We start from the raw sequence: 26,559 nt of genomic DNA, 5'->3' as shown, positions 1-26,559 counted from the left end.
GGGGCCCGGTCCGCGAGGACCGGGCCCCGTCCGCGTCACCGCTGGAGCGGCCAGCGCCGGTCCACCGCCTCCTCCCGCCCCTTGCGCTTGAAGTACGCCTCCAGGCTCGCGGCGTCCTCGGCGTGCCAGCGGACCTGCGAGGCGTGGAGGTCCTGCGGGGTGAGGTCGCCGACCTCCGGGTAGAGCGCGCCGATCGCGCGGGCGAGCGCCACCGTCGCCTCCGCGTCCCCGGCCGCGGAGTGGGCGCCGTCGTGGACGACCCCGTACTGGAGGGCCGTCGCCCCGAGAGTGCGCTTGCCGCGCCGGTACTTGTCGACGCGCTTGTCGAGCACCGACGGGTCGATGACGGCGAGGCGCTCCCAGGCGGGCTGGTCGAGGCCGTGGCGCTCCAGCTCGTACGACAGGAGCGTGCAGTCGAACCCGGCGCGGAACGCCACGACGGGCGTCCCGGTGTCGGCCGCGGCGCGCAGCGCGGCGGCGACTTCGGCGAGGGCCTCGGCCGGGGGCCGGCCCGCCGCGCGGACCTGCTCGTCGGTGATGCCGTGGACGCGGGTGGCGCCCGGGGGGATCGGGACGCCGGGGTCGATCAGCCACGTGGTGCTCCCGGTCCCGGTGACCAGGGCGGCCTGGACGATCCGGTCCTGCTCGACGCTGACGCCCGTCGTCTCGGTGTCGAACCCCAGCAGGGGCCCCTCAAACCATCGCTCGCTCATGCGAACACCGTAGCGGGCGGCACCGACAATCCCCTATATGCTCTCCGGGCGCGGTACAACCCCGGCGTACCGCACGTAACCCCCGCGAAAAGGAGCTATACGACTCAATGGACTTCCTCGATCCCGTGACGGACGCCGTCCAGACCTGGTCCGACGGACTCACCGCCCGCTACGGCGACGCGGTCGCCGACGTCGGCGCCGTGGTCTGGGGGCCCCTGCTGGTCTTCACGCTGTTCGGCGTCGGCCTGATCTTCACCATCCAGCTCAAGGGCGTCCAGTTCCGGCGCCTCGGCTACGCCCTGTGGCTCGCCCTGTTCAAGCGCAAGGAGAACGCCGGCTCCGAAGGGGACCTGAGCCACTACCAGGCCCTGTCGGTGGCCCTCGCCGCCACGGTCGGCGTCGGGAACATCGGCGGCGTCGGCGCGGCCATCGCGATCGGCGGGCCCGGCGCCCTGTTCTGGATGTGGGTCACCGGGTTCCTGGGGATGGCCACGAAGTACTCCGAGGCGCTCCTGGGCGTCAAGTTCCGCACCGTCAACAAGCACGGCGAGCAGTCCGGCGGCCCGCAGCGGTACCTCTCGGACGGCATCCCCGGGCCCATCGGGAAGGTCCTCGCGTTCCTGTTCGCGCTGTTCGGCGTCGTCGCGTCCTTCGGCATCGGCAACGCCGTCCAGTCGGGGAACGTCACCAGCGCCCTCGACGCGCAGCTGCCCGCCGACTCGTGGTGGACGCCGCAGCTGACGGGCCTGGTCATCTTCGTGCTCGTCGGCGTGACGATCCTCGGCGGCATCAAGTGGATCGGGCACGTCGCCGCGGCCCTGGTGCCGTTCATGATCGTGTTCTACGTGGCCGGGGCGCTCGCGGTCCTCGCGTTCAACTGGGACGCCCTCGGCACGGCCATCGCCACCATCTTCGAGCAGGCGTTCACCGGCGGCGCGGCCGTCGGCGGGTTCACCGGCTCGGCGATCATGCTGACCATCCAGATCGGGTTCGCGCGCGGCATCTTCTCGAACGAGTCGGGCCTGGGCACGGGCGGGTTCGCCGCGGCCGCCGCGAAGACCGACCAGCCCGTGCGCCAGGCGATGGTGTCGATGACGCAGACGTTCATCGACACGATCATCGTCGTCACCATGACCGGCCTGGTCATCGTCGTCACCGGCGTCCTCGGCACCGTCGACGCCGACGGGGAGCTCGTGACCTCCTCGGCGCTGACGCGCCTCGCGTTCGAGGAGGGCCTCGGCGGGCCCGGCACGACCGGCGGCGCGATCGGCGGGTTCATCGTCGCGGTCGGCCTGGCGACGTTCGCGTTCTCCACGATCATCGGCTGGTCCTACTACGGCGAGAAGTGCCTGGAGCGGTACACCGGCCGGGCGCTCATCCTGCCCTACCGGATCGTGTACGTCCTCGTGTCCTACCTCGGCGCGGTCACCAGCCTCGACCTGCTGTGGGGCCTGTCGGACATCGCGAACGGGCTCATGGCCCTGCCCAACCTCATCGGCCTGATGATGCTGACGCCGCTGGTGTACCGGGAGACCCGCGAGTTCTTCTCGCGCCCCGACTGGCGGATGCTGCCCTCCGACGCGGTCGCCGACGCCGCCGAGCCTTCGAACAGGACGGTCCCGGCGCCCGCACGGGACTGACGGACCCCGCCGCTACCGTTGCGGCATGGCGGAGGAGCAGCGGCGCCCCGGCGGCGCCCCTCGAAGCGACGGCGTGCCGGGCACGGTCCTTGAGGCGGTGCTCGAACGCGTCACGTACGCGAACGAGGAGACCGGCTACACGATCGCGCGCGCCAGCCCCGCCCGCGGCGGCCCCGACCTCGTCACGGTGGTGGGGCCGCTGCTGGGCGCGCAGGTCGGCGAGTCCCTGTCGCTGACCGGCCGCTGGTCCAGCCACCCCAAGTACGGCCGCCAGTTCGACGTCTGGTCCTACCGGACCGTGCTGCCCGCCACCGTCCAGGGCATCGAGCGGTACCTCGGGTCCGGGCTCGTCAAGGGCGTCGGCCCCAAGACCGCCGCGAAGATCGTCGCCCACTTCGGGACCGCGACCCTCGACGTCATCGACGCCGACCCCGGCCGCCTCATCGAGGTCCCGGGCCTGGGCCCCAAGCGCACCAAGGCGATCGGCGCGGCCTGGGAGGAGCAGCGGGCCATCAAGGAGGTCATGGTGTTCCTCCAGTCGGTCGACGTGTCCACCTCCCTCGCCGTGCGCGTCTACAAGCAGTACGGGGACGCGTCGATCGGCGTGGTCAAGAACGAGCCGTACCGGCTCGCGAACGAGGTGTGGGGCATCGGGTTCAAGACCGCCGACGCGATCGCCCGCGCCGTCGGCGTCCCCGAGGACTCCCCCGAGCGGATCAAAGCGGCCCTCCAGTACACGCTGTCGCAGGCCTCCGACGGCGGCCACTGCTTCCTGCCCGCCCCGAACCTCGTCGCCGACACCGCGGAGCTCCTCGCGCTCCCCGCGCGCCTCGTCGCCGCCGCACTCGCGGAGCTCGCGGAGGCGGGGGAGCGGGTGATCGCCGAGGACGTGCCCGTCGGCGACGCCACCGTGCCCGCCCGGTACCTCGCGCCGTTCTTCCACGCCGAGCGCGGCCTCGCCGCGGGGCTCCTCGCGCTCCTGCGCACCAGCGAGGACCGGCTCGGCGTCTTCGGCGGCGTCGACTGGGACAAGGCGTTCGCGTGGCTGCGGCGCCGCACCGACGCCGAACTCGCCCCCGAGCAGGCCGAGGCGGTGCGCCTCGCGCTCACCGAGCGGGTCGCGGTCCTCACCGGCGGGCCCGGCTGCGGGAAGTCGTTCACCGTCTCCTCGATCGTCGCCCTCGCCCGGGCCAAGGGCGCCAAGGTGATGCTCGCGGCCCCCACCGGCCGCGCCGCGAAGCGCCTCGCCGAGCTCACCGGGTTCGAGGCCCGCACCCTGCACCGGATGCTCGAACTGCGGCCCGGCGGCGACGCCGCCTACGACCGCGACAACCCCCTCGACGTCGACCTCCTCGTCGTCGACGAGTCCTCGATGCTCGACACGGTCCTCGCGAACAAGCTCGTCAAGGCCGTCCCGCCCGGCGCGCACCTGCTGCTCGTCGGCGACGTCGACCAGCTGCCGTCCGTCGGCGCCGGGGAGGTCCTGCGCGACCTCCTCGCCGCCGACACGATCCCCCGCGTGCGCCTCACCCGGATCTTCCGACAGGCCGCCGAATCGGGCGTGGTCGCCAACGCCCACAAGGTCAACCGCGGCCAGTTCCCCGAACTCGACGGCTACCCCGACTTCTTCTGGTTCACGTGCGACGACAACGACCTGGTCGCCGACCGCGTCGTCGAGATCGTCTCCCGCCGCATCCCCGCCCGCTTCGGACTCCACCCCGTCCGCGACGTCCAGGTCCTCACCCCCATGCACCGCGGCGGCCCCGGCGCCGGGAACCTCAACGCCCGCCTCCAGGAGGCCCTCACGCCCGCCCGCGACGGCCTGCCCGAACGCCGCCACGGCGGCCGCGTCTTCCGCACCGGCGACAAGGTCGTGCAGATCCGCAACGACTACCAGAAGGGGAAGGCCGGGGTGTTCAACGGCACCGTCGGCATCGTCCAGGGCATCGACACCGTCGCTCAAACCCTCACTGTCCGCACCGACGAGGACGAGGACGTCGACTACGAGTTCACCGAGCTCGACGAGCTCCAGCACGCGTACGCGCTCACCGTCCACCGCTCGCAGGGCTCGGAGTACCCCGCGGTCGTCGTGCCCGTCACCACCAGCGCCTGGACGATGCTCCAGCGCAACCTCGTGTACACGGCCATCACCCGCGCGAAACGCCTCGTCGTCCTCGTCGGCTCGAAGCAGGCCCTCGCGGTCGCCGTGCGCACCGCCGGGAGCGGGAAGCGCCACACCGGGCTCACGCACCGGCTCGCCGCCCAGGACCCGCGCTAGTCCTCCTGCGGCGCCTCGACGCGCCGGACCGGGTTCTCGATCTGCTCGATGGGCTTCTCGCCGTTCGCGGTCGGGTACACCACCCAGAACTCGGAGCGCTCGTCCTTCTTGTACGCGCGCTGCGTGATCACCACCATGAGCGCGACCAGGCCCCCGCCCACCACGAACAGGGCGAGGGCGACCAGGTCGGAGACGTCCATCGGATCAGCGGTAGTTCGTGAACTGGAGCGCGACGTCGAGGTCCTTGCCCTTCAGGAGCGCGATGACCTCCTGGAGGTCGTCCCGCTTCTTCCCGGTGACCCGCAGCTTGTCGCCCTGCACCTGCGGCTTCACGCCCTTCGGGCCCTCGTCGCGGATGATCTTCCCGATCTTCTTCGCGTCCTCGGTCGAGATGCCCTGCTTGAACGCGACGTCGATCTTCGTCTCCTTGCCCGACTGGCGCGGGTCCCCCGCGTCCAGGGCCTTCAAGGAGATGCCCCGCTTGATGAGCTTCTCCTTCAGCACGTCCAGGGCCGCCTTCGCGCGGTCCTCGGTCTCGGCGGAGATCACCGCCGCCTCCTCGCCGGAGCGCTCCACCGCCGCGCCGGTCCCGCGGAAGTCGAACCGGGTCCCCAGCTCCCGCTGGGTCTGGTTGATCGCGTTGTCGAGCTCCGCGAGATCGATCTCGGAGACGATGTCGAACGAGGCGTCGGCCATGGCGTCCGGTCCTTCCAGTGTCGTAGGCGGCTCAGCATCGGCGCTGCGGCGGCCGCGGGCGCGGCGGCGCGCGCCGCGCAAGGGGCGCGACCGCCAAGCTTAGTCCCGCACCGCCGCACAGGGCGACCGCGCCCGCGGCCGCCGCAGTGAACGCCGTCTCAACCGAGGAGAACCCGCTTGCGGACCCGCCGGGAGGGGACGCTATTCTTGCTCTCGCTACACGCCACGGCAGGTTACCCAAGTGGCCAAAGGGAGCTGACTGTAAATCAGCCGTCATCGACTTCGCAGGTTCGAATCCTGCACCTGCCACCGACAAGGCCCGCATCGCTCGATGCGGGCCTTACACGTTCCCGCCGAACCGGATCGTAGATCCTATTTCCTATAGGATCTACGATCCCGCGGCGTCGGCGCGGACCTCGGCCACCGCCCGCGGCAGCCACGCCGCCGTCTCCCAGCCGCCCTCCGGACGCACCTGCGCCCGCAACTGCCCGCCGACCGCCTCGACGCGCTCACGCAGCCCCACCAGGCCCAGGCCGCCGCCCGACTCCGCCAGGGGCTCGCGGCCGAGGCGGGACCGCGCCGCCCGGCCGTCGTCCCGCACCGACACCTCCACACCCTGCCCGCCCGCAGCGGCCACCACGACCCGCACCCGCGTCGCCCCCCGCGCGTGCTTGCGCACGTTCGTCAGCGCCTCCCGCACCACCCGGTGCGCCGTCGCCGCGATCTCCGGCGCCACCGCGCCCGCCAGCTCCGGCGAGATGAAGCACGACGCGTCCATCCCCTCCCTCGTGAACCGGTCCACCAGGTCCTCGATCTGCGAGAGGTCCCCCAGCGGGTTCACGCCCCCCGCGGCGTCGTCGTCGCGCAGCATCCGCACCATCCGCCGCATCGACGCCAGCGCCGCCAATCCCGCCTCCTCGATGTCCGCGAACGACTTCAGCGGATCGGTCGCCGCCACCTGCCCCGCCTGCGCGAGGACCACCATGCCCGTGACGTGATGCGCCACGAAGTCGTGCATCTCCCGCGCCAGCTCCAGCCGCTCGGCCCGGCGCACCTCCTCCTGCGTCTCGCGCCGCAGCTTGTCCATCGACCGCAGGTACGCGCCGAACCCGATGACGCTGAGCATCGCCATGAGGATCAGCGCCGTCCCGCCCACCGCCGCGCCCTCGATGACGAACAGGCGCGACCCGATCGTCATCACCGCGGCGCCCGTCGCGAACGCCACCCACCGCCCCGGCGCGGCGTCCCAGTGGCGCACCGCGAACAGCATCAGCAGACCCAGGGAGAGCAGCTCCGCGGTCCCCACGCCGCGCACCTCCCCCTGGTCGTACACCGCGTCGAGACCCGTCGCGGCCAGCGACGCGAGCGCCGCCGCCGCGATCCACCGCTTGCGGCCCGGCCGGTAGTACGTGTACACGCCGATCGCGAACAGCGCCGTCGCCATCTGCACCCACGACACCCACGACACGTACGGCGGCCGCTCATCCGGCAGGCTCGACATCGACTCCGCGAGGAGCACCAGCAGCAGGCCTGAGACGATGCCGATCTTCAGCAGCCGCATCACGAGCCGGTTGAAGCGGCCGCCCGCGGCCGCCCTGGGAGCGTTCATGGGCTCGAAGGTAACCCGGATACAGGCGTCCTCGGTCGAACGGCCGACCCGCGCCGCCCGAAACCCGTCGCCGAGCCGAAGCGGCGGGGGCCCGTCCGGGACGAGGCTTGCTGCATGAACGGAATCCTGGCAATCGGCACCGCCCTGGGCCTCGTGCTCACCGCGGTCTTCCTCATCGCGGGCACCGCCGCGCCCTTCCTGACCGAGCCCCGCAAGGCCCGCCGATGAGGCCCCCCATGCTCAGCGCCCGCGCCCTCGTCAAGCACTTCGGCACCGCCCCGGCCCTCGACGGCGTCGACTTCGCCGTCGCACCAGGCGAATCGGTCGCCGTCACCGGGCCCTCCGGGTCCGGGAAGTCCACGCTCCTGCACTGCCTCGCCGGGATCATGCGGCCCGATTCCGGAGAGGTGCGCCTGTTCGACGAGCGCATCGACACCCTCTCCGAGCGGTCCCGCAGCCACCTGCGGCGCACCAGGTTCGCGTTCCTGTTCCAGTTCGGGCAGCTCCTGCCGGAACTGCCCGCCGAAGAGAACGTCGCCCTGCCGCTCATGCTCGACGGCACGCCGCGCAAGGCCGCGCTCGGACCCGCCCGCGAGCAGCTGCGGCGGCTCGGCCTCGAAGGCAAGGAGGGTCGCCGCCCCGGCGAGCTGTCCGGCGGCGAGGCCCAGCGGGTCGCGCTGGCGCGGGCGCTCGTGATCCGCCCGGCCGTCGTGTTCGCCGACGAGCCGACCGGCGCGCTCGACCGGACCACCGGCGACCAGGTGATGGGCGTGCTCCTCGACACGGTCAAGGACCTCGACGCGGCGCTGGTGGTCGTCACGCACGACCCGCGCATCGCCGCGCGGTGCACGCGCACGATCGAGATCCGGGACGGCCGCCTGGGAGGCGTGCCGCGGGCGGGCAAGGGCTTCGACGGCTTCGGCGGCGACGCCGCCGGGCAGCGCCCCGTGATCGCGGGCGACGGCCGCTTCGGGCCCGAGCCGGTCGCGGAGGTGTGGCGATGACGGCGCTGGCCTGGCGCCTGACCCGGCTGGGCGGGCGCAGCGCGCTGCTGAGCACGGGCCTGACGGCGCTCGCCGTCGCTGTGGCGACGCTGCTGCTCCAGTTCGCGGTGGCGGGGAACTTCGCGTTCGACGCCCGCGCGGACCGCACGTCGTGGCGCGCCGCGCCCGAGGCCGACGGCGGGGACGTGCTGCTCGCGACGGCCGCCGACCACTACGGCGGGGACTCGATCACCCGCGTGGACCTCGCCGCGCTCGACGGCGACGCGCCCGCGCCGCCCGGCATGGACGCGTTCCCGGCGGTCGGCGAGGTGTGGCTGTCCCCGGCCGCGGCCGACCTCCTCGACGGCGTGCCGGACTCGGACTTCCTGGCGCGCTACGGCGACGTGGAGGTCGCGGGCGAGCTGGGGCCGGAGGCGCTCGCGCACCCGAACGAGCTGGTCGCTGTCGTGGGGCGCAGCGCCGACGACCCGGTGATGGCCGCGGAGCGGTTCAGCGCCGACGGGGTCTCGCCGCGCGCGGTCGACGGGTTCGGCGGTGGGCAGCCGGACTCGGTATACGGGTTCTACCTGATCCTCATGGTGCTCGCGGCGATCCTCATGGCCGTCCCGGCGGCGGTGTTCGGTGCCGCGGCGGCCCGGCTGACGGTGTCGCGCCGCGACGAGCGGCTCGCGACGCTGCGGCTCATCGGTGCGACCCCGGGCCAGGTGATGCGGTTGACGCTCATCGAGACGGTGCTCGCGGCGGTCGCCGGATCGATCGCGGGCTCGATCCTGTGGATGCTCGTGACGCCCCTCGTCGCGCTCATCCCCATCGACGGCGGCCGCTGGTTCACCGCCGACCTGTGGGCCGGCGCGCCGTGGATCGCGGTCGTCGCCCTCGCGGTCCCGGTCCTCGTCGCCGCCTCGGCCCTCCTCGGCCTCCGCAGCGTCGTCATCAGCCCCCTGGGCGTGGTCCGCCGCGTCAAACCCAAAGGCCTCAAGGCGATCCGAGTCCTGATCTTCGCGGGCCTGGCAGCCATGTTCATGATCGCGACGCAACTGGTCAGCGGCAGCATGATCGCAGTGGCAATCCTCATAGTCCTCTTCGCCGCGACCCTCGCCGCAGTGAACCTCATCGGCCCCTGGCTGGTCCAGCGCCTCGGCCGCATCCTCGCCCGCACCGCCCGCGGCCCCGCTCGCCTCCTGGCGGCGCGGCGCCTCGCCGAGGACCCGAAGGCCGCCTGGCGCACCGTCTCGGGTGTCGCCATCGCGGGCTTCGTCGCCGGATCGGTCGCCCTCTTCCCGATGCTCGTGACCGACACCGGCGCCCAGGCCACCGAGTCCGTCGCCGCCCTGGTCCCCGCAGCCGACGCCGAAGCGCTCGCCGCGACCCTCGCGGCCGACCTCGGCGACCGGGGCGACGTCGCGGTCGCCGACAGCAGCGGCTACCTCACCGCCGGCCCCGGTTCGGCCGTCATCGAGGCGACCACCTCGGGCGCCGACCTCGAAGCGGTGCGCAGCACCATGACCGCGGTCCTCCCCGGCGATCCGCCACAGCGGGAGATCGACTCCAGCATCATGTCGAACCGCCTGGTCAACTCGGTCCGCACCGGCGTGACCGTGGTCCTCGCGGTGGTCTTCCTGACCGCGGCCGTCTCGACTGCGATCAACGCCATCGGCTCGGTTCTCGACCGCCGCCGCACCTACCGCCTCCTCCACCTCGCCGGGACTCCCCAACAGGTCCTCGACCAGGCGCGCCGCCAGGAGACCCTGCTCCCGCTCGCCTTCCTCGGCGGCGCATCGGTCCTCACCGGCATGCTCCTGACCGCCCCGGTCATCGGCGCCATGGGCTTCGACGCGAGCGGCGCCCTGATCCTCGGCGGCACCCTCGCCGCCGGGACCGCATCGGTGATCGCCGCCGGGGCCCTGGCCCGGCCGCTGCTGCGGTCGGTCATGCGGGATGTGAGCCCGCGGCCCGATTGATCCGGCCCGTGACGGGTGCGAGGGCCGGTGGTCGGTTGCCGGTTGTTTGGTGCGGGCGCATCGGCTGGGTGCCGGTGCGCCCGCGATTCGTACCTCGCGAGGTGGTGTTCCGGTAGGAGCCGCGAGCGGATGCACCCGCTCGCGGTCTTCGGGGGCGGCCCCCGGGGATTCCCACATTCACCGCCAGTCCTACCGGAACCAGCTCCACCTGCCTCCTCTCCACCACCACCAGAGACAGGTGTTTTTGCTATCCACAATCACATGCCGGGAAAGTCTTGCCAAGGTTTGATTTTCCGGTTGTGGATAACTTTTGTCTGTGCTGGTGGCGGGGGTTTTGGGGTGGATGTGCCTACTAATGCCTTCTGGTCGGGGGAGATTGGGGCGGGCGCGGCGGGCATGCGGGTGGGGCGGCGGGGTACAACTGATGGGGTGAGGGTTAGGTTCGCCTAACCATGCTTCTCCAGGCGGGGCCGGTGTTGCGGCTCGGGGGTCCTGCCGCATGGAGTCGTTGAGCCGCTTGACCGAAGGAGCCCGAATGGCTGAACGTCGTGAGCGCAGGAGCCCCATCCTCAGGGCCGCCGAAGTGGTGCGGACCGAGCGGGTCACGCCGCACATGATCCGCGTGGTCCTCGGCGGCGAGGGCCTCGCGGACTTCCAGTGCGGCGACTTCACCGACCACTACCTGAAACTCCAGTTCCCGATCGAGGGCGTCGACTACCCCGAGCCCTTCGACCTCGCCAAGGTCCGCGAGGAGCTCCCGCCCGAGCAGTGGCCCGTCACCCGCACGTACACCGTGCGCCGCTGGGACCCCGCCGCCCGCGAGCTGTGGATCGACTTCGTCTACCACGGCGACGAGGGCGTCGCCGGCCCCTGGGCCGCCAACGCCCGCCCCGGCTCGCTCCTGCGCTTCGCCGGACCCGGCGGCGCCTACGCGCCCGCCCCCGCCGCCGACTGGCACCTCCTCGCCGGAGACGCCAGCGCCCTCCCCGCGATCGCCGCCGCCGTCGAGAGCCTCGCCCCCGGGGCGCGGGCCCACGTGTTCCTCGAAGTCGACGGACCCGACGAGGAGCAGCAGCTCAAGTCCGTCGGGGACGTGACCGTGACCTGGCTGCACCGCGGCTCGGAGACCTTGGGGCGCAAGCTGGTCGACGCGGTCCGCGGGTTCGAGTTCCCGGCCGGGGACGTGGACGCGTTCGTCCACGGCGAGGCCGGGTTCGTCCGCGAGATCCGCCGCTACCTGCGGTTCGACCGGGAGCTGCCGCGCGAGCGGATGTCGGTCTCGGGGTACTGGCGCGCCGGGCACGACGAGGACGGGTGGCGGTCGTCGAAGCGGGAGTGGAACGCCGTCGACGAGGCCGACGAGGCCAAGGCCGCCAGCCGGCGAGGTTAGGCGCCCCGGCCGGAGCGGCGCCGGAGCGGTCCCGCATCGGAGCCGCAGCGCGCCGGAGTCCCTCAAGCGCTCAGCCGCTCAGTCGGTTCCCTCGGATTCCGTCTCGGTTCCCGCGTCCGTGTAGCTGTCGGGGTTCGCCGCGTCGCTCTTGACCCATTCGGGGTTCGCGGCCATCCACGCGTCGAGAGTGTCGTCCTGGAGCGCCTGCCACAGGGACGCCGCCGCCTCCGCTTCGACGCCTTCGTGGATGACTTCGACGTCCCCCAGTTCGGTGCCCTGCTCGGAGCTGGCCGGGACGCGGATCGTCGTCATGGTGCTCGGGTCGATGTTCCGCAGGTTCACCGCGAGGTCGGTGACCGTGACACCCTCGGGGAGGTCGAGGGTCACCTTGTCGCCGAAGCCTTCGAGGAGTTCGGTGAGCTTCGCGGGGTCCTGGAGGAAGCCCTGCTCCTTCGCGCGCTCCAGCAGCGACTTGATGGCCTGCTGCTGGAAGTTCTGCCGCGCGTAGTCGCCGTAGAGGTTCAGGTCGTAGTCGATCGTGTCGTAGAACTGGTACCGCTGGCGCACCAGGTCGAGGGCCGCCTCCTTGTCATAGTCGTGGCAGCCCTCCTCGAAGACGCGGTCGGTGTGGTGGGACTGGAAGGTCTTCCACGTGCAGATCTCGACGGTGCCGACCAGGTCGACCATGTCGACGAACCCGTTGAAGTCCGCGGTGGCGCCCATGTGGAACTGGACGCCGGTGAGGTCGTGGACCGTCTGGACGACGTTGGCGCGCGTGACGTCCCAGTCGTCGGAGATCGACGCGGCGTGGTTGAGCTTGTTCTGGCACGGGTTGTCGCCCCAGTCGGGGCCGCAGTCGGGGATGTCGACGAGGAGGTCGCGCGGGAGGGACACCATGGTGGCCTGGGTGAGGTCGCCGTTGATGTGGACGATGATCATGGTGTCGGAGCGGGTGGAGCCGCCCTGCTTGTCGGTGCCGAGGACGAGGATGTTGAGGGGCCCCTCGATGTTCTCCACGTCCATCTCGGCGCGGTTGTCGCCGAGGATGTCCTCGTGCTCGATGGTGTTGTTCGCCCGGTTCAGTGCGTACTGCGCGACCCCGGCGGTCGCGCCGGCGACGACCATCGTCAAGCCGCCCGCGTACATCAGGAAATGGGCCCACCAGGGCGCGCCGCTCTTGCCGGCCATGCGTCTCCAAGCGTCGTCGGAACCGTTCCGACCATAGAGACGCCGCGGACGCGCCCCGGCGTTGCCCTCAGTCGGTGGTCGACTCGGAGGCGCCGTCGCCCGCGGGCTCGTCGGTCGCCGGGCCGGTGTTGCTTCCGGTCTGCTTGACCCATTCGGGGTACTGGGCGATCCACTCGGTCATGGTGTCGTTCTGGAGGGCCTCCCAGAGCGCGTCGGCGGCGATCTGCTGCTCGCCTTCGGCGATGACCTCGGAGGAGCCGACCTCGGTCTCCTGGGACGTCGCGGGGACGCGGATGGAGGTGATGTCCTCGGGGTTGAGGTCGCGGAGGTTGAGGGCGAGGTCGATCGTGGAGAGCCCGTCGGGCATGTCCATCGTCAGCTTGCCTTCGAGGCCGTCGAGGACCTGGGTGAGGCGGGTCGGGTCGGAGGCGTAGCCGTCGGCCTTGAGCTCCTTGATGAGCGACTTGATGGCCTGCTGCTGCATGGCCTGGCGGCCGTAGTCGCCCCACAGGCCGGACTCGTAGTCCTCGGGGTCGTCCCAGGGGTAGCGCTGGCGGATGAGGTCGAGCGCTTCCTCTTTGTTGTAGTAGTTGCAGCCCTCGGGGAAGACGCGCTTGTCGCCGTGGATGGACTGGATCTCGTGCCAGGGGCACAGCTCGATCTCCTCGACGAGGTCGACGAGGTCCATGAAGCCGTTGAAGTCGACGGTGGCTCCCATGTGGAACTCGACGCCGGTGAGGTCGTAGATGGTCTGCACGACGTTGGCGCGCGTGACGTCCCAGTCGTCGGAGATCGACGCGGCGTGGTTGAGCTTCTGCTGGCAGGGGTTGTTGCCCCAGTCGGGGCCGCAGTCGGGGATGCTGACGTAGAGGTCGCGGGGGAGCGACACCATGGAGACCTCGGTGAGCTCCTTGTTGACGTGCACCATGATCATCGTGTCGGAGCGGGTGGACCCGCCCTGCTTGTCGACGCCGAGGACGAGGATGTTCAGGGGGCCCTCGATGTTCTCGACGTCCATCTCGGCGCGGTTGTCGCCGAGGATGTCCTCGGACTCGATGGTGTTGTTCGCGGTGTGGAGGGCGTACTGGGCGATCCCCGCGGTGGCCCCGGCGACGACCATGGTCACGCCGCCGGCGTACATCATCAGGTGGGCCCACCAGGGTGCGCCGCTCTTCACTGCCATGCTTCTCCCAGGGTCTGGACGGCATCGACCGAATTGTTCACGCTTGGTGGGTAACGCCCCCCGGTCGCGCCCCGCCCCAGGCTAATCGGCGGTCTCGGTGGCCCCGTCGGTAGGGGGTGCCGACGTGGTGCCGCCGGTCACGGTCGAGCAGTCGGGCGCGGAGTCGCCGGAGAGCCAGTCGGGGTTCTCGCAGGCCCACTGCTCGATGGTGTCGTTCTTGATGGCGTCCCACAGCGCGTCGGAGGCGGTCTCCTCGTCGGTGCCCTCGTGGATGAGGACGTACGACGTGCCGTTGATGGAGCCTTCGGAGGACGGCGTGCCGACCGAGAGGATCTCGTTGGGGTCGATGTCGCGCATCTGCGTGATCATGTCGACGAGGTTGTACCCGCCGACGTCGACGGTGAGCGCGTCGCCGAAGGAGTTCAGCAGCTCCACGGCCTTCGCGGGGTTCGTCGCGTACCCCTGCTCCTTGGCCCGCTCCAGGATCTTCTTGATGGCCTGCTGCTGCATCTTCTGGCGCCCGAAGTCGCCCCAGGTGCCGTTGGCGTAGTCCTCGTCGGAGTCCCAGCCGTAGCGCTGGCGCACCAGGTCGAGGGCGTCCTTCTTGTCGTACTCGGCGCAGCCCTCGGGGAACGTCTTGTCGGTGTGGATCGAGGTGATCTCGTGCCAGGGGCACAGTTCGATCGTGCCGAGCTCGTCGACCATCTCCAGGAAGCCCTCGAAGTTCGCGATGGCGCCGCCGTTGAACTCGATGCCCGTGAGGTGCGTGATGGTCTCGGCGGTGTTCTGGAACGACTCGCCCCAGTCCTCGGAGTACGCGAACGCCTCGGTCAGCTTCGTCTCGTCGGCGGGGACGCCCGAGGGGATCTCCACGAGCAGGTCGCGCGGCAGGGAGATCATCGACACCTGTGTGAGGTCCTCGTTGAGGTGCACGATGATGTCGGCGTCGGTGCGGGCCTCGCCGCCCGCGTCCACGCGCTCGTCGGTGCCGAGGACGAGGAAGTTCAGCGGCCCCTTGATCGGCTCGCCCTCTTCCACGTCGATGCCCTGGTCGCCCAGGAGGTCCTGCTGGTTCACGGAGTTGTTGACGAGGTTGAGGCTCACCTGCGCGGCGATGGCGCCGCCGCCGGCGACGACCATGACCATCGAGCCGGTGATGACCATCGCCTTCGCCCACCAAGGCGAGGTCGCCTTCGCAGCGTGCTTGATCGGGTCGCCCATTGCCTCTCCCGGGAACTACAAGTGGGGTGTCGCGGCGCAGCCGGGGGAGGCTGGCCCGCTCTGCGGGGAACACGCGTGGTCCGCAAGCAGGGTTGCGTTCACCGAACAGTAGTTCATGTTCATCCGGTAACCGCCTCGTGCACTCCCCCGACGGGCCTTGCGACCGGTCGAAACGGGACTACAGGAGCGAATACAGTATGACGCCTGCCACAGCGGTCGCGAGCGCGAACACGATTCCGAGCTTCATTCCGCTCCATGGGCGGTCCGCGACCACCCGGCCGGTCTCCCCGTGGACCGCGACCATCCGCCGCCGCCCCCGGTGCGGGTACGACGCCAGCCACACCGGCAGCAGCACGAGCCGGTACCCCAGCCCCGCGTACGCGGTCTCGATGACCGGCACGTGCTGCGCGTCCCCGCCGACCAGGGCCCGCACCTCCCGCTCGATCGCGGCGGCCATGCGCGCCTTCGCCAGCTCCAGGCCCACCTCCGGCTCCAGGTCGTACCGCTGCACCCACCGGCCTTCGAGCAGGCCCGGGTCGAACGCCGTCGCGTCCGCGAGCGTCCAGTCCCGCGCCAGGTCCTCCAGCATCCGCGCGTCCACGCGCACCGTCGCCGGGACCGACACGTCGGAGAACGCCCGGTCCACGGTGCCCGCCGCCGGGCTCCACCGCACGCCCCGCACCCGCGAGCCCCGCGACGCGCCCGCCCGGCCCGCCTGCGACCACTGGTAGTCCCCGCGCGCCGCCCGGTACCGCGAGCGCGTCCACGCCCCCCACACCCAGTGCGGCAGGTACGCCGCCCGGAACGACGGCGACTCGTCGACCCGCCGGAACGCCCGCGGCGCCAGCCACCGGCGGGCGGCCCGCTCCCGCAGGAGCCGCCGCGCCGTCGCCCGCTCGATCCTGAACGGCACCACCGCGTCGGGGACGGTGATCCGCTCCGGCGTGTCGTCCGCGTAGCTCGCTTTCACCTTGGGCGGCAACGCCGCCCAGTCCGGGTCGACGAGCCGCTTGGCCGCGGGCCGCCCGTGCAGGGACGTCCCGCAGGCGTCGCAGGCCAGCACCGTCGCCCCCGGCGCCACCGCGAGGGGCGCACCGCAGGACGTGCACGGACACGCAGGGAGCAAAGCCCACCATCCTTCCATTTCGGGCACTGCCCCAATGCTAGGTCCCCGGCCGCCCCGCCGGACGGAAATGCTTCGCGCCCATGACCATCCGATATCCCGCAGCGCGCCCCCTGCGACCTGCGGCACTGGATATATCCGCGCGGCGGTGGCAGGATAGTACGCGTGACGCCACGGAGGGAGCTCACGTCAGCGCGTGATTATGCCGACCAGTACCGGCGTCTGCGCGGACTCGTCCGGTCCGGCCAGGTCGCCGAGGCCGTCAGCGAGGCGACCTGGATCGTCTACAACTCCGAGACCGCCCAGCAGCGCGCCCAGGCGTGGCTGTTCATCCTCCAGGGCCAGATCTCCCAGCGCGCCATCGACAAGATCCCCGGCACCATCGACCAGGCCGGCGCCGCCGTCGCCCGCTGCCGCGACCCCCGCCTCGACGGGAAGTACCACGCGCTCGCGGCCTGGTACTACCACCACCACATCAAGTCCCTGGACTTCACCGCGCAGCGCCTCGTGCTCTCCTCGCGCGCGCTGCGGTCGATGACCGAGGCCAGTCAGGCCGCCGTCGACGCCTGGTACGACCTGGCGGTGATCCTCTCCAACTGCGGGTACCAGCAGCAGGCGGCGGGGTCGCTCGACCAGTGCCACATGCTCGCCGAGCGCGCCGGGGTCACCAGGTCCTCTGTGGAGGGCGTGGAGATCCGGGTGCGGGACGCCCTGCTGCGCTACTACACCGGCGACCCGCGCGCCTGCACGGGCCTGCTGCGGCAGGAGCTGCGGCGCGTCAAGCCGAACCTGCACGACCTCGACACGCGGGAGCTGGAGTGGGTGCACTACGCGCTCGCGCGGCTCTCGCTCCTCGGTTTCAGCGAGCAGTGGTCGGTGGAGCACCTGCTGCCGGAGGAGACCTCGTCGGTGGAGGCGATGGACCTGCGGACGATGGCGCGCGCGTCGCGGCTCATCGCGCAGGCGCGGGGCCTGGAGGCCCTGGAGGTCCTGGAGGCGCGCGACATCGGCGACGAGACGCTCGGCGTCATGGAGCCCCAGCACCTGCGGTCCCTCGCGCTGGTGGCGAAGGGCGACCACGCGGCGTCGATCCTCGCCGCGCACGCCACGACGTACGCGCTGTACAAGCAGATCAACGAGTTCCACACGATCTACCTCGCGTCGGCGGCGGCCCTCGTCGACCACGACCAGCTGCGGCGCGCGGCCGCGGGCTGGGCCGACCGGGCGAACACCGACGAGCTGACGGGCCTGCCGAACCGGCGCCGCCTCGACGCGTTCCTCTCGGACGTCGACGGCGACGGCATGATCGCCGTCCTCGACCTCGACGGGTTCAAAGCGGTCAACGACACCCACGGCCACCAGGCCGGAGACGCGATCCTCCAGCGGCTCGCGGCGCTCCTGTCGAGCGTCGTGCGGTCCGGAGACCTGTTGGCGCGCACCGGCGGCGACGAGTTCATCATGGTCCTGCCGGGCGCCTCGGAGTACGACGCCGACGCGGTCTCCCAGCGCATCCGCGTCGCCGTGGCGGCCGAGAACTGGGAGTACTCGGTGCCGGGCACGCCCGTCGACGTGTCGATCGGGTGGGCGCGCCTCGCGGCGGGCGGCAACCCCGCCCAGACCCTGTGGGCCGCCGACCAGGCGATGTACCAGATGAAGCGGTCCCGCAAGGGCGGCCTTTTAACTCCCGACGAGGCGGGCGACCCGGAGGACTTCGGCGAGGTCTACTGGCATGGTTCGTAAACCGTGTCGAGGTCGACTCCGGCGACGGCGCCCCAGAAGCCTTCTTCGGCGTAGTGGGCGCAGGCCGCGGCCTTGTTGGCCGGGTCGGCGGCGTAGTCGACGGCGAGGATGAGCTTTCCGGCGTCGTGGATGGCGCGGGTGTTCGCGAGGTTCTCGGCGCACCACTCCTCGTCGCACGGGGTGTCGGCGTTGAGGAACCAGAGCTCTTCGATGCCGATGCCGTCGATGGCGTCGAGGTAGCCGTCCTGGTCGACGAGCTCGGGGGAGTTCTGCGGGAGGATCGCGAGGCCGTCGGCGGTGTAGTCGTCGGCGGCGATGACGAGGTCGGCCATCTTGCGGGCGAGCGTGTCGCGGGTCTCGCCGGGGACGAGGGCGAGGTCGATCTCCTCGTAGGCGTTCGGCACGTCGAGGTAGACCCCGTCGAACCCGGCCGCGGCGGCCTGGTCGAGGCGCGGCTCCATGACCAGGTCCCACCAGTCCTGCTCCCAGTACTTCACGAAGTACTCGTCGGGCCAGTCGCCCCACTGGTTGAGGACGAGACCGGAGTCCGCGGCCACGACGGCGTCGTACTCGGGGCGGTAGGTCTCGATGGAGCCCATGGAGAAGTACGCGTAGACGGTCTTCCCGGCCTCGTGGAGCGCGTCGATCTCGTCCGCGGTCCAGTAGCCCTCGCCGCCGTCGCGCGCGAGGTCGACGACCGCGGTGGTCTGGGGCGCGGCGGCGACGGCGTCGAGCGTGCCGTCCTCGTAGCCGGAGAGCTGGTAGAGCCAGCTGCCCGCGGCGGCCTCCGTGTCGGCGCCGTCCTCGGGGAGCGGCTGGCCGAGCGGGTCGGCGTCGGCGATGGTGCATCCGGCCAGGAGGAGGAGTGGGGCCGCGATGGCGGCGCCGATGCGTCTCATGGCCCGGAGCCTAACGCGGTCCGTCTACATTGCGAGTTTTGGTCGCCTCTGTGGTGATGTCGGAGGCCGCGCGTAGCGTTGAAATTGGGGGGTCCCCAGGGTGTCCGGTTTGCGGAGAACCGCCGTGGCGCTCCCGGTTCAGGCGCCCGCACTGATCGCTTCCGCGACCGCCTCGACCGTGAGGGCCCGCACGACGTCGACGTCCGCCGGGACCGCGCCGGTGGCGGCGGCGATGAACGCGTCGCCGTCCATGCGGGTGTGGACCGGGCTGACCGCCTTCGCGAGGCCGTCGTGGGCGCCCTGCGAGACGAGCGCGCACGCCACCTTGTCGAGCCGCGCGTTGGTGACGACCGCGCCGATCGTGGTGTTGCGCCCGAAGCTCCCCGACGCGAAGCCCTCCGGCCGCAGCAGCCCGCGGTCGAGCGGGCCCGGTTCGCCGAACGCGTTCACGGCCACGAGCGCGGCGACGACCACGGGCCCGGCGGCCACGGTCGCCGTGCGCAGCCCCGACGGGAGCGTGACCCCGCGCCACTGGCCGACGGTGGCGCCGCGCCCGGCGCCGATCGGGCCGTCGAGCGCGGGCTCGAACGGCGCCATCGCCGCGTCGCACGCCTCGTACCCCTGCGCGGGGCCGGGCACGGTCCCGGTGCCGTCGAGGTCGTAGAGGCCGAGCGTGGGCACGATCGGGACGGTGCCGCCGGGGGTCGGGACGCCGCGGCCGCGCTCGGCGAGCCACTGCATGACGCCGTCGGCGGCGGCCAGCCCGAACGCGGAGCCGCCGGTGAGCAGGACCGCGTCGATCCCGGCGTTCGTGCGGAGGGGGTCGAGGAGCTCGATCTCGCGGCTGGCGGGGGCGCCCCCGCGGACCTCGCCCGAGGCGAGCACCGCCCGATCGAACAGCAGCACCGTGCAGCCGGTGTGCTCGCCGGTCCAGTGCCCGACGCGAACTCCCAAGTCCCGCATCCGGACAGCGTACCTTCAGCGGGCTCCGAAACGCCCGCGAAATAAGATAACCGAACGGTAACTAAGTGCTTTGTGGACAGTGTTGTGGACTACATGTGACCCACGCGAAATCCCTGGATTTCCCTGGACGAAGGCGCTTACCATTGATTCCAGAGGCACGGAGACGCGGAGCCGGAACGGCGAACCCGAACCGCTTCCGCCAGCGGCCTCCCGAAGCGGTCCAAGGCGATCGCGACGGTTCCCCGCCGTCGACAATGGCGTCATCGACGAGCGGTCCCCCTTCAGAAGATCCACGATCCGGCGCACCCCGCCGGGAAGGAATCACAATGTACGAGTTCGTAGGTGCTTACCTCGCAGTCGACGCCGCCAACACCGTTGCCACCTCGGCCCTGCCGAACGCGCCGGTCGTTGACGACGGACGGGCCGACAAGCCGTATGTCTTCGGCGTCACCCGCCCCGAGAAGGTCCGCCTCTCGACCGCCGGCGCCCTGCGCCGCGTGGCCGACCGCGTCGAGGGCCGCGCCCTCGCCGGCCTGGCCCGCTAGGTCCCGGAGGCGAGCGCGCCCACAAGGCGCCGCGCCCGACTGCACAACTCAACCCACCGAACGCGACGCGCCGGCCTGCGGGCCCGGCGCGTTTCGTCCGCCCGGACACGGGAGCGGGCCCCGGCCATCGGCCGGGGCCCGCGTCCTCGTCCAAGGCGGGATTGCGCGGCGTCTTGCGAGGGCCTGTCTATGCAGGTGAACGGCGCCTCGCGAGGACCAGGAGCGCCGCACCGGTCGCAAGAGTCGCGCCGGCCGCCGCGAGCCAGCCGGACAGCGGCGCCCCGGTCTCGGGGAGCTTCGCGGCCGGGCCCGCGGGCGCGTCCGCGTCGAGCGTGAACGCCGCCGTGTTGTTCGCAAGGTCGCCGTCGAGGAGCGGCACGCCCTCGTCGCGCACCGCGTCGATCTCCACCGCCCCGTCCGTCGTGTCACCGGCGTCGGCGATCCGCACGGTGAACGACAGCCCGTACTCGTCGCCGGCATCCAGTTGGTTCGTGGTGCAGGCGAAGTCGAACCGGTCGAGCGCCGTCTCCGCCGCCTCGTGGGCCGCGGCGAGGTCTGCCGGGTCGAGGCACTCCCAGTGCTCGTTGGATTCGAGGGACACGAGGTCGAGGCCGCCCGGCAGCTGCCCGCGCACCGTGTACGAGCCGTCCGGGTGCAGGAACGGCGCGTTCGCGGGGCCGAGGTTCGCCGCCGAGAACGCGGTCTGCGCCTCGTCGCCTTCGCTTCCAGCGACCGTGATCGGGTCGACCGCCAGGTCGTAGGTGCTCGCGGTCGTCTCGATCGTGATCCGGCCGTCGCCCGGGCCGTCCCAGGCGTCGGCGGTCGTCAGGTGCAGCAGGTTCGGCGAGCCGGGGTCCCAGTCGGGCGCGCCGATCTGCCACGCCAGCTCGTCCGCGTCGATCACGGAGGCGCTGTACGAGCAGGCGCAGGCCGCGAGCGGCCCCGGCAGGCCCTCGTCCACGTGGAACTCCACCGGCCCGGTGAGGGTGAGGATCTCTCCCGGCAGGTCCGGCGGGTCGAGGAAGTAGCAGGAGACGCCGTTCCAGTTGTCGCCCGGCGTGATGCGCTTGCAGTTGTCGTAGCCCGCGGTCGCCTCGGCGCCGTCGACGGGCCATCCGCCGCGCCCGGAGCCGCCGAACGTGACGACCACGGCCGCCGTGTCGGCGGGCAGCGGGTCCTCTTGCAGGAACCGGGGATTCACCTCGACCGAGTCGCCCGGGGCGACATCGGTGAACGCCAGGTCCTCCTCGGTGTACGGGTAGTAGGAGTGCTGCGCCTGCGCGGGCGCAGCGCCGAGCGCGGCCGCCAGTGCCGCAATTGCGGCCGCGCCTGCGAGCCGGTGTGCTGCCTTCATGGGGTGCTCCTTCCGTCCACAACGGAAACGTGCGGTCGGCGTCACCGGTTGCGACCTCCGGATCGAATTTCCGGTGAACACGGAGCGGGCACCCGGCCTGTGGGGGGCCGGGCGCCCAGCGGGTTTCCCTCGGTGGTCTCGTATCGCTATGCGGCGCTGGGGATGCGTCGCTTCCGGGCGGTGAACGCCAGACCCGCGCCCGCGGTGAGGGCCGCGCCCGCGCCGCCGAGGAGCACCGTCATCGACGTGCCGGTGGTCGGCAGGTTCGCCGAGCCGCCCGCGTTGACGCTGAACACGGCGTCGTTGTCGGAGCGGTCGGCCTCGAAGCCGAACTCCTCGTACTCGCGGGACGCGACGGCCAGCGTGCCGTCGTTCGCCGCACCGTCCCCGGTGATCTTCACGCGCAGCGCCAGGTTCATGGTCTCCCCGGCGGGCAGCGCGTCGAAGAAGCACACGAAGTCGAGCCCGTCGACGTCTTCGCGGGGCAGCAGGTCCGCCCATTCGGCGGCGTCGGGGCAGACGGCGTCCTCGTCGTCGACCGCGACGAGCTCCAGACCGGCCGGCAGCTTCCCGAGGATCGCGTACGAGCCGACCTCGTCGAAGAGCCGCACGGCACCGGCGGGCCCGGCGTTGGTGGCCGACACGGTCACAGTGGTCTCGGTGTCCTTGGCGCCCTTGGCGTTCAGGTTCGCGACCGACAGGTCATACTGCTGCGCGGCGGTCTGGATGTTGAGGTAGCCGGTGAACGGGTCGCTGTACTCGCCGGGGCCGTCGGAGGCCTCCAGGCCCATCAGGTTCGCCGAGCCCTCGTCCCAGGTGACGCCGCCGTACGCGGCGAGCCCGTCCGCATCGACCGGGAACACCTCGTACTCGCAGTCGCAGTACCAGTACGGGCCCGGCAGGTCCGCCGCGAGGGCGTAGTCCACGGGCGAGAGCGCGAACGCGGTCCCGGGCTCGTCGGGGAAGTCGGTGATGACGCAGGTGACGCCCGGTCCGCCCCAGGCGTCCCCGGTGCAGTTGTCGTACCCGGCGGTCACCTCGACGCCCTCGATGACGGCGTAGACGGGGCCGGAGAGGACGGCGACGACCGCGGCGGTGTCGGCGGGCAGGGCCGCCTGCTGGAGCACCTCGGCCTCGATGCCGATGGAGGAGCCGGGCGCGACGTCCGTGTAGTCGGCGATGCCGTGCAGGTAGGGCCGGTCGGTGTCGGTGCCGACGACCTCGATGGCGTCCGCTTCGGTCGCGACGGTCTCGCCGTCCACGGCGAACGTGACGGTGTACGGGTATTCGCCGGAGGCGAGCTCCGCGGTCGGCGCGTACCGGAACTCCCAGAACGAGGCCGACGGGGCGTCCTCCCACGAGCAGGAGACGACGGTGCCCGCGTCGTTCGCGGGGCAGTCGCTGCCGGTGCCGTCGGGCAGGCCGATCGCGAACCCGCCGTCGGGGGCGTCGATCTCGACGACGGCCGTGACGTCGTGCTCGCCTTCGGCGAAGTCGTCGCCGAACGCGATGCGCAGCCCGAACTTCTCGGGCGCGTCCCCGTAGGCGATCGGCGAGTAGTCCTCGACGAACACCTCAATGGGCGTGAAGGTCTGGGCCTGGGCGGGGAGCGCGAACGCTCCCGCGCCGAGGGCCGCGGCGGCGAGGGCGGCCGCGCCGCGGAGGGCGGACTTGACGGGTGACATGGCGGGTTTCCTTTGCGCTGAAACGGATTCGGTCCGTTGCCGGGGTTCCTGATACCTAGACGAGGGGCCCCGCGGATCTGACGCACCCGATCCAGAGATTTCTCATGTTTTGTTGTGATATGCGAAACGAGCGCCCGTCCGGCCGGACGGGCGCTCTTCCTGGTTTCCTTCGGGCCTACTCGGCCGGGCCTTCCGCGGACTCCTCGGCCGTGTCATCGCCCCTGCGGCGCCGGGAGACGACGAACAGCACGATCCCGATCACGAGCGCGGCGGCCGCCCCGGCGAGGATCCACGTCAGGGACGAGCCGGTCTTCGGGAGCTGCCCCGAGCCCGCGCCGTTCAGCGTCAGGTCCGCGCTGTTGTTGCCCTCGTCGGCGTCGAGGCGGCCCGGGTAGTCGTGGTCGCCGAACGCGACGACCTGCACGGACCCGTCGGCACCCGCGCCCGGGCCGGTCGCCTTGACGGTGAGCTCGAACGCGAGGTCGCTCTCGGGGCCAAGGGACTGGAAGATGCAGACGACGTCCGCGCCGTCCAGGTCGGCGGCAGGCATCGTGTCGAGGAAGAGGGGGTTGTCCGCGGCGTCGTCCTCGCAGTACGACCACTCGCCGACCGCGGCGGCCCCGACCGGCTCGACTCCGGCGGGCAGGTCCACGATGAGCGCGTACGAGCCGGGGCCGTCGAACACCGGAGGGGCGGCGGCCGTGCCGAGGTTCCGGACGGTGACGGTGGTCGTGACCTCGCCGCTCTCGATGGTCCCGTCGGCGACGGCCAGGTCGTAGTAGTGCCTGGCGGTGGCGATGTCGATGTACCCGGCTGGGGAGTCGAGGAACTCCGACCCGGGGTCGGCGACCGGTTCGATGCCGAACAAGCCCGCGGCGCCTTCGTCCCAGAAGACGCCGCCGAACCGCTCGTCGAGCAGGTCCTGGTTGATCGCCTCGACGGAGAAGGAGCAGCCGCACACGGTCATCGGGCCCGGGGCGGCGGCGTCCACGTCGATGCCGACCGGGTCGCTGAACGTGAACGCCCTGCCTGCCTCGTCGGGGAAGTCGGTGACCACGCAGTGGACCGCCGGGTACTCCTCGGCGACGCAGTTGTCGAAGTCCGCGGCCGGCCGCGTCAGGCCGTTCGAGAGGTAGTCGGAGCCGCTGACGGTGACCACGACGGCGGCCGTGTCCGCGGGCAGCGGTCCGCTCTGGAGGAACTCGGGGCTCACCTGGACGGCGGAGCCGGGCTCGACCGGGTCGAAGGCGATGTTGCTGTGCCAGTAGGAGCGTTCGCCGCCGGGGGCGGCGACGCCCATCGTCTCGTCAACGACCTGGACGGTCTCGCCGTCGACGGCGATGGTGATCGTGTACGGGTGGGCGCCGGGGTCGGCGCCGGTCTCGGCCGCGTACCAGTAGGTGAACTCGACCGTGGCGTCCGCGTCCTCGGCCTCGCAGGTGAGCAGGCCGCTCGTTGCTTCGGGGCCGCAGCCGCCGTACGACGGGTCGTTGTCCGCCCAGTAGTAGACGCCCGTGTCGGGCGCGAGGCTGAACACGGCGGTGACGTCGTGCTCGCCTTCGGCGAAGTCGTCGCCGAACACGATGGTGAGCGAGCCCGCGTGCTCCGAGTCGTCGGCGGTGATGCGGTGGTCGCTCGGGTGGACCACGTCGACCGGGGCGGGGGCCTGCGCGTACGCCGGGAGGGCGAACAGGCCCGCGCCGATGACGGCGGCCCCGGCTGCCGCGGCCAGGCGATTGAAGGGTGCGTTCATGGCTGGGTTTCCTCGGGAGCTCGTCGGCCCCCGGCGGTCGGTCACGTTGAGGGGCTCTTTGGCTACTAGACGCCGCGGCGGCCCCGAATGATGCAGCCGAGGTGAACTTTTCCCCCGGTACGCGCGAAGGGCGCCCGTCCGGCCGGACGGGCGCCCCTGGTTCGCTGATGCGGTTAGGCCTTCCAGCCCGGGATCGGGAACGCCTTCGTGTGCTCGCGGATCTCACCGGCGACCACGTCGAGCTCGGCATCCTTGCCGTCCTTCGCGGCGGCGACGGCCCGGTCGATCCAGCCCGCGATGAGGTCCATGTCGCCCTCGGTCATGCCGCGGGTCGTCACCGAAGCGGTGCCGATGCGCAGGCCCGACGGGTCGAAGGGCTTGCGCTGGTCGAACGGGACCGAGTTGAAGTTCAGCTCGATGCCGGCCGCGTCCAGGGCCTTCGCCGCGGGCTTGCCCGGAATGTCCTTGCTGGTGAGGTCGACGAGGATCAGGTGGTTGTCGGTGCCGCCCGAGACCAGGTCGAAGCCGCGCGCGGTCAGGCCCGCGGCGAGCGCCTTCGCGTTCTTCACGATCTGCGCCGCGTAGTCCTTGAACGAGTCCTTCGCGGCCTCGCGCAGCGCCACCGCGATGGCCGCGGTGGTGTGGTTGTGCGGCCCGCCCTGGAGGCCAGGGAAGACGGCCTTGTCGATCGCCTTCGCGTGCTCCTCGTTCGCGAGGATCATCGCGCCGCGCGGGCCGCGGAGCGTCTTGTGGGTCGTGGTCGTCACGACGTCGGCGAGCCCGACCGGGGTCGGGTGCGCGCCGCCCGCGACGAGCCCGGCGATGTGCGCGATGTCGGCCATGAGGACCGCGCCGACCTCGTCGGCGATGGCCTTGAAGCCCGCGAAGTCGACGGTGCGGGGGATCGCGGTGCCGCCGCAGATGATCATCTTCGGCTGCTCGCGGCGGGCGATCTCGGCGACCTCGTCGAGGTCGATGCGCCCGGTGTCGCGGCGGACCCCGTAGGAGACCGCGTCGAACCACTTGCCGGTGGCCGAGACCTTCGCGCCGTGGGTCAGGTGCCCGCCCGCGGGCAGGCCCATGCCCAGGACCTTGTCGCCCGGGTTCAGGAACGCCATGTACACGGCCAGGTTCGCCGGGCTCCCGGAGTACGGCTGGACGTTCGCGTGCTCGGCCCCGAACAGGGCCTTCGCCCGGTCGATGGCGAGCTGCTCGACCTGGTCGATGAGCTGCTGGCCCTCGTAGTAGCGCTTCCCGGCGTACCCCTCGGAGTACTTGTTGGTCAGGATCGAGCCCGTCGCCTCCATGACCGCCTGGGACACGTAGTTCTCGGACGCGATGAGGCGGATCTTCTCGGACTCGCGGCGGCCCTCGGCCTCGATGAGCCGCTCGATCTCGGGGTCGGCGGCCGCGAGGTTCGCGGTGAGGGCCTCGTAGGCGTCGGACATGCAATGCTCCTCGCTGATCGGCATGATCTCGCACGGCGACCGGGCAGGTGGCCTTGACGGTCCGAGCATAGCCGCATCCCCGCCCGCCGGGCCCGGCCGTTTCCCCTCGTGTGAGACGCCGCGACCGGTCTCACGCTCACCGGATCGGCCGTTCGAGACTCCATTG

General features: G+C 71.7%; 22 protein-coding genes and 1 tRNA gene. 9 read left to right on the top strand and 14 right to left on the bottom strand.

What is annotated here, in order from left to right; all coding sequences use genetic code 11:
* Positions 1–35: 35 nt before the first annotated feature.
* Positions 36–713: an exonuclease domain-containing protein gene (locus tag B0I28_RS12910; protein WP_106364234.1), complete on the bottom strand. Its 678-nt coding sequence runs from the start codon at positions 711–713 to the stop codon at positions 36–38.
* Positions 714–820: 107 nt separating this feature from the next.
* Here B0I28_RS12910 and B0I28_RS12905 point away from each other — a divergent pair, with 107 nt between their 5' ends.
* Together B0I28_RS12905 and recD2 are read left to right on the top strand one after the other, a co-directional pair.
* Complete coding sequence (locus B0I28_RS12905) at positions 821–2,353, top strand: alanine/glycine:cation symporter family protein (RefSeq protein ID WP_106364233.1); 1,533 nt, start codon at positions 821–823, stop codon at positions 2,351–2,353.
* A 25-nt stretch (positions 2,354–2,378) separates the two neighbouring features.
* A complete protein-coding gene (gene recD2, locus B0I28_RS12900; protein WP_106364232.1) occupies positions 2,379–4,631 on the top strand; it encodes an SF1B family DNA helicase RecD2 in 2,253 nt (750 codons plus the stop codon).
* Here the strand turns inward: recD2 and B0I28_RS12895 are convergent.
* Positions 4,628–4,831, bottom strand: a complete 204-nt coding sequence (locus tag B0I28_RS12895; RefSeq protein ID WP_106364231.1) for a hypothetical protein — start codon at positions 4,829–4,831, stop codon at positions 4,628–4,630. The two genes, recD2 and B0I28_RS12895, sit on opposite strands and share 4 nt — an antisense overlap.
* Positions 4,832–4,835: 4 nt before the next feature.
* Positions 4,836–5,327 (bottom strand): YajQ family cyclic di-GMP-binding protein, encoded by a 492-nt coding sequence (locus B0I28_RS12890; protein ID WP_106364230.1) that lies wholly within the window; start codon positions 5,325–5,327, stop codon positions 4,836–4,838.
* A 227-nt stretch (positions 5,328–5,554) separates the two neighbouring features.
* Here B0I28_RS12890 and B0I28_RS12885 point away from each other — a divergent pair.
* A tRNA-Tyr gene (locus tag B0I28_RS12885) sits at positions 5,555–5,636 on the top strand.
* A 79-nt stretch (positions 5,637–5,715) separates the two neighbouring features.
* Here B0I28_RS12885 and B0I28_RS12880 read toward each other — a convergent pair.
* Positions 5,716–6,936: a sensor histidine kinase gene (locus tag B0I28_RS12880; RefSeq protein ID WP_106364229.1), complete on the bottom strand. Its 1,221-nt coding sequence runs from the start codon at positions 6,934–6,936 to the stop codon at positions 5,716–5,718.
* A 114-nt stretch (positions 6,937–7,050) separates the two neighbouring features.
* On the opposite strand from B0I28_RS12880, the gene B0I28_RS27645 reads away from it, so the two are divergent.
* The 4 genes from B0I28_RS27645 (at position 7,051) to B0I28_RS12865 (ending at position 11,291) form a co-directional block, all read left to right on the top strand.
* On the top strand, positions 7,051–7,164 hold the full coding sequence (locus tag B0I28_RS27645; protein WP_146148079.1) for a cell wall metabolism sensor histidine kinase WalK: 114 nt from the start codon (positions 7,051–7,053) through the stop codon (positions 7,162–7,164).
* Between the two features lie 8 nt (positions 7,165–7,172).
* Entirely contained in the window at positions 7,173–7,940 is a 768-nt protein-coding gene (locus B0I28_RS12875) for an ABC transporter ATP-binding protein (RefSeq protein WP_245888963.1), read from the top strand.
* Positions 7,937–9,901, top strand: a complete 1,965-nt coding sequence (locus B0I28_RS12870) for an FtsX-like permease family protein (RefSeq protein WP_106364227.1) — start codon at positions 7,937–7,939, stop codon at positions 9,899–9,901. Before B0I28_RS12875 ends, B0I28_RS12870 begins: the two co-directional genes overlap by 4 nt.
* Before the next feature lie 535 nt (positions 9,902–10,436).
* On the top strand, positions 10,437–11,291 hold the full coding sequence (locus tag B0I28_RS12865; protein ID WP_106364226.1) for a siderophore-interacting protein: 855 nt from the start codon (positions 10,437–10,439) through the stop codon (positions 11,289–11,291).
* A gap of 78 nt (positions 11,292–11,369) precedes the next feature.
* On the opposite strand, the gene B0I28_RS12860 is transcribed toward B0I28_RS12865, so the two are convergent.
* The 4 genes from B0I28_RS12860 to B0I28_RS12845 all read right to left on the bottom strand — a co-directional run bounded on the left by B0I28_RS12860 (position 11,370) and on the right by B0I28_RS12845 (position 16,009).
* Complete coding sequence (locus tag B0I28_RS12860) at positions 11,370–12,479, bottom strand: LCP family protein (RefSeq protein WP_106364225.1); 1,110 nt, start codon at positions 12,477–12,479, stop codon at positions 11,370–11,372.
* 67 nt (positions 12,480–12,546) lie between these two features.
* Positions 12,547–13,662, bottom strand: a complete 1,116-nt coding sequence (locus B0I28_RS12855; protein ID WP_146148078.1) for an LCP family protein — start codon at positions 13,660–13,662, stop codon at positions 12,547–12,549.
* A gap of 81 nt (positions 13,663–13,743) precedes the next feature.
* Positions 13,744–14,883: an LCP family protein gene (locus tag B0I28_RS12850; RefSeq protein WP_106364223.1), complete on the bottom strand. Its 1,140-nt coding sequence runs from the start codon at positions 14,881–14,883 to the stop codon at positions 13,744–13,746.
* Between the two features lie 178 nt (positions 14,884–15,061).
* On the bottom strand, positions 15,062–16,009 hold the full coding sequence (locus B0I28_RS12845; protein WP_106364222.1) for a hypothetical protein: 948 nt from the start codon (positions 16,007–16,009) through the stop codon (positions 15,062–15,064).
* Between the two features lie 162 nt (positions 16,010–16,171).
* Here B0I28_RS12845 and B0I28_RS12840 point away from each other — a divergent pair, with 162 nt between their 5' ends.
* Entirely contained in the window at positions 16,172–17,746 is a 1,575-nt protein-coding gene (locus B0I28_RS12840) for a GGDEF domain-containing protein (RefSeq protein WP_106364221.1), read from the top strand.
* On the opposite strand, the gene B0I28_RS12835 is transcribed toward B0I28_RS12840, so the two are convergent.
* Both B0I28_RS12835 and B0I28_RS12830 read right to left on the bottom strand, forming a co-directional pair.
* On the bottom strand, positions 17,728–18,645 hold the full coding sequence (locus tag B0I28_RS12835) for a glycoside hydrolase family 191 protein (protein WP_106364220.1): 918 nt from the start codon (positions 18,643–18,645) through the stop codon (positions 17,728–17,730). The genes B0I28_RS12840 and B0I28_RS12835 overlap by 19 nt on opposite strands.
* Before the next feature lie 138 nt (positions 18,646–18,783).
* Complete coding sequence (locus tag B0I28_RS12830) at positions 18,784–19,608, bottom strand: P1 family peptidase (protein ID WP_106364219.1); 825 nt, start codon at positions 19,606–19,608, stop codon at positions 18,784–18,786.
* A gap of 326 nt (positions 19,609–19,934) precedes the next feature.
* On the opposite strand from B0I28_RS12830, the gene B0I28_RS12825 reads away from it, so the two are divergent.
* Positions 19,935–20,153 (top strand): hypothetical protein, encoded by a 219-nt coding sequence (locus B0I28_RS12825; RefSeq protein WP_106364218.1) that lies wholly within the window; start codon positions 19,935–19,937, stop codon positions 20,151–20,153.
* A gap of 187 nt (positions 20,154–20,340) precedes the next feature.
* Here the strand turns inward: B0I28_RS12825 and B0I28_RS12820 are convergent, their stop codons facing one another.
* From B0I28_RS12820 to B0I28_RS12805, 4 genes are all read right to left on the bottom strand, one after another.
* Positions 20,341–21,507 carry an LPXTG cell wall anchor domain-containing protein gene (locus B0I28_RS12820; RefSeq protein WP_106364217.1) on the bottom strand — a complete coding sequence of 389 codons (1,167 nt, stop codon included), beginning with the start codon at positions 21,505–21,507 and terminating at the stop codon, positions 20,341–20,343.
* A gap of 146 nt (positions 21,508–21,653) precedes the next feature.
* Positions 21,654–23,192, bottom strand: a complete 1,539-nt coding sequence (locus B0I28_RS12815; protein ID WP_106364216.1) for an LPXTG cell wall anchor domain-containing protein — start codon at positions 23,190–23,192, stop codon at positions 21,654–21,656.
* A gap of 175 nt (positions 23,193–23,367) precedes the next feature.
* On the bottom strand, positions 23,368–24,945 hold the full coding sequence (locus B0I28_RS12810; protein WP_106364215.1) for an LPXTG cell wall anchor domain-containing protein: 1,578 nt from the start codon (positions 24,943–24,945) through the stop codon (positions 23,368–23,370).
* A 173-nt stretch (positions 24,946–25,118) separates the two neighbouring features.
* Complete coding sequence (locus tag B0I28_RS12805) at positions 25,119–26,393, bottom strand: serine hydroxymethyltransferase (protein ID WP_106364214.1); 1,275 nt, start codon at positions 26,391–26,393, stop codon at positions 25,119–25,121.
* Positions 26,394–26,559: the final 166 nt, after the last annotated feature.

The sequence above is a fragment of the Glycomyces artemisiae genome (genome assembly GCF_003002955.1).
GTDB lineage: Bacteria > Actinomycetota > Actinomycetes > Mycobacteriales > Micromonosporaceae > Glycomyces > Glycomyces artemisiae.
This window is presented reverse-complemented; position numbering and strand designations above follow the sequence as displayed.

Coding starts and splice junctions, on each gene's coding strand:
- B0I28_RS12910 (WP_106364234.1), bottom strand. CDS start 713: ATGAGCGAGCGATGGTTTGAGGGGCCCCTGCTGGGGTTCGACACCGAG.
- B0I28_RS12905 (WP_106364233.1), top strand. CDS start 821: ATGGACTTCCTCGATCCCGTGACGGACGCCGTCCAGACCTGGTCCGAC.
- recD2 (WP_106364232.1), top strand. CDS start 2,379: ATGGCGGAGGAGCAGCGGCGCCCCGGCGGCGCCCCTCGAAGCGACGGC.
- B0I28_RS12895 (WP_106364231.1), bottom strand. CDS start 4,831: ATGGACGTCTCCGACCTGGTCGCCCTCGCCCTGTTCGTGGTGGGCGGG.
- B0I28_RS12890 (WP_106364230.1), bottom strand. CDS start 5,327: ATGGCCGACGCCTCGTTCGACATCGTCTCCGAGATCGATCTCGCGGAG.
- B0I28_RS12880 (WP_106364229.1), bottom strand. CDS start 6,936: ATGAACGCTCCCAGGGCGGCCGCGGGCGGCCGCTTCAACCGGCTCGTG.
- B0I28_RS27645 (WP_146148079.1), top strand. CDS start 7,051: ATGAACGGAATCCTGGCAATCGGCACCGCCCTGGGCCTCGTGCTCACC.
- B0I28_RS12875 (WP_245888963.1), top strand. CDS start 7,173: ATGCTCAGCGCCCGCGCCCTCGTCAAGCACTTCGGCACCGCCCCGGCC.
- B0I28_RS12870 (WP_106364227.1), top strand. CDS start 7,937: ATGACGGCGCTGGCCTGGCGCCTGACCCGGCTGGGCGGGCGCAGCGCG.
- B0I28_RS12865 (WP_106364226.1), top strand. CDS start 10,437: ATGGCTGAACGTCGTGAGCGCAGGAGCCCCATCCTCAGGGCCGCCGAA.
- B0I28_RS12860 (WP_106364225.1), bottom strand. CDS start 12,479: ATGGCCGGCAAGAGCGGCGCGCCCTGGTGGGCCCATTTCCTGATGTAC.
- B0I28_RS12855 (WP_146148078.1), bottom strand. CDS start 13,662: ATGGCAGTGAAGAGCGGCGCACCCTGGTGGGCCCACCTGATGATGTAC.
- B0I28_RS12850 (WP_106364223.1), bottom strand. CDS start 14,883: ATGGGCGACCCGATCAAGCACGCTGCGAAGGCGACCTCGCCTTGGTGG.
- B0I28_RS12835 (WP_106364220.1), bottom strand. CDS start 18,645: ATGAGACGCATCGGCGCCGCCATCGCGGCCCCACTCCTCCTCCTGGCC.
- B0I28_RS12830 (WP_106364219.1), bottom strand. CDS start 19,608: ATGCGGGACTTGGGAGTTCGCGTCGGGCACTGGACCGGCGAGCACACC.
- B0I28_RS12825 (WP_106364218.1), top strand. CDS start 19,935: ATGTACGAGTTCGTAGGTGCTTACCTCGCAGTCGACGCCGCCAACACC.
- B0I28_RS12820 (WP_106364217.1), bottom strand. CDS start 21,507: ATGAAGGCAGCACACCGGCTCGCAGGCGCGGCCGCAATTGCGGCACTG.
- B0I28_RS12815 (WP_106364216.1), bottom strand. CDS start 23,192: ATGTCACCCGTCAAGTCCGCCCTCCGCGGCGCGGCCGCCCTCGCCGCC.
- B0I28_RS12810 (WP_106364215.1), bottom strand. CDS start 24,945: ATGAACGCACCCTTCAATCGCCTGGCCGCGGCAGCCGGGGCCGCCGTC.
- B0I28_RS12805 (WP_106364214.1), bottom strand. CDS start 26,393: ATGTCCGACGCCTACGAGGCCCTCACCGCGAACCTCGCGGCCGCCGAC.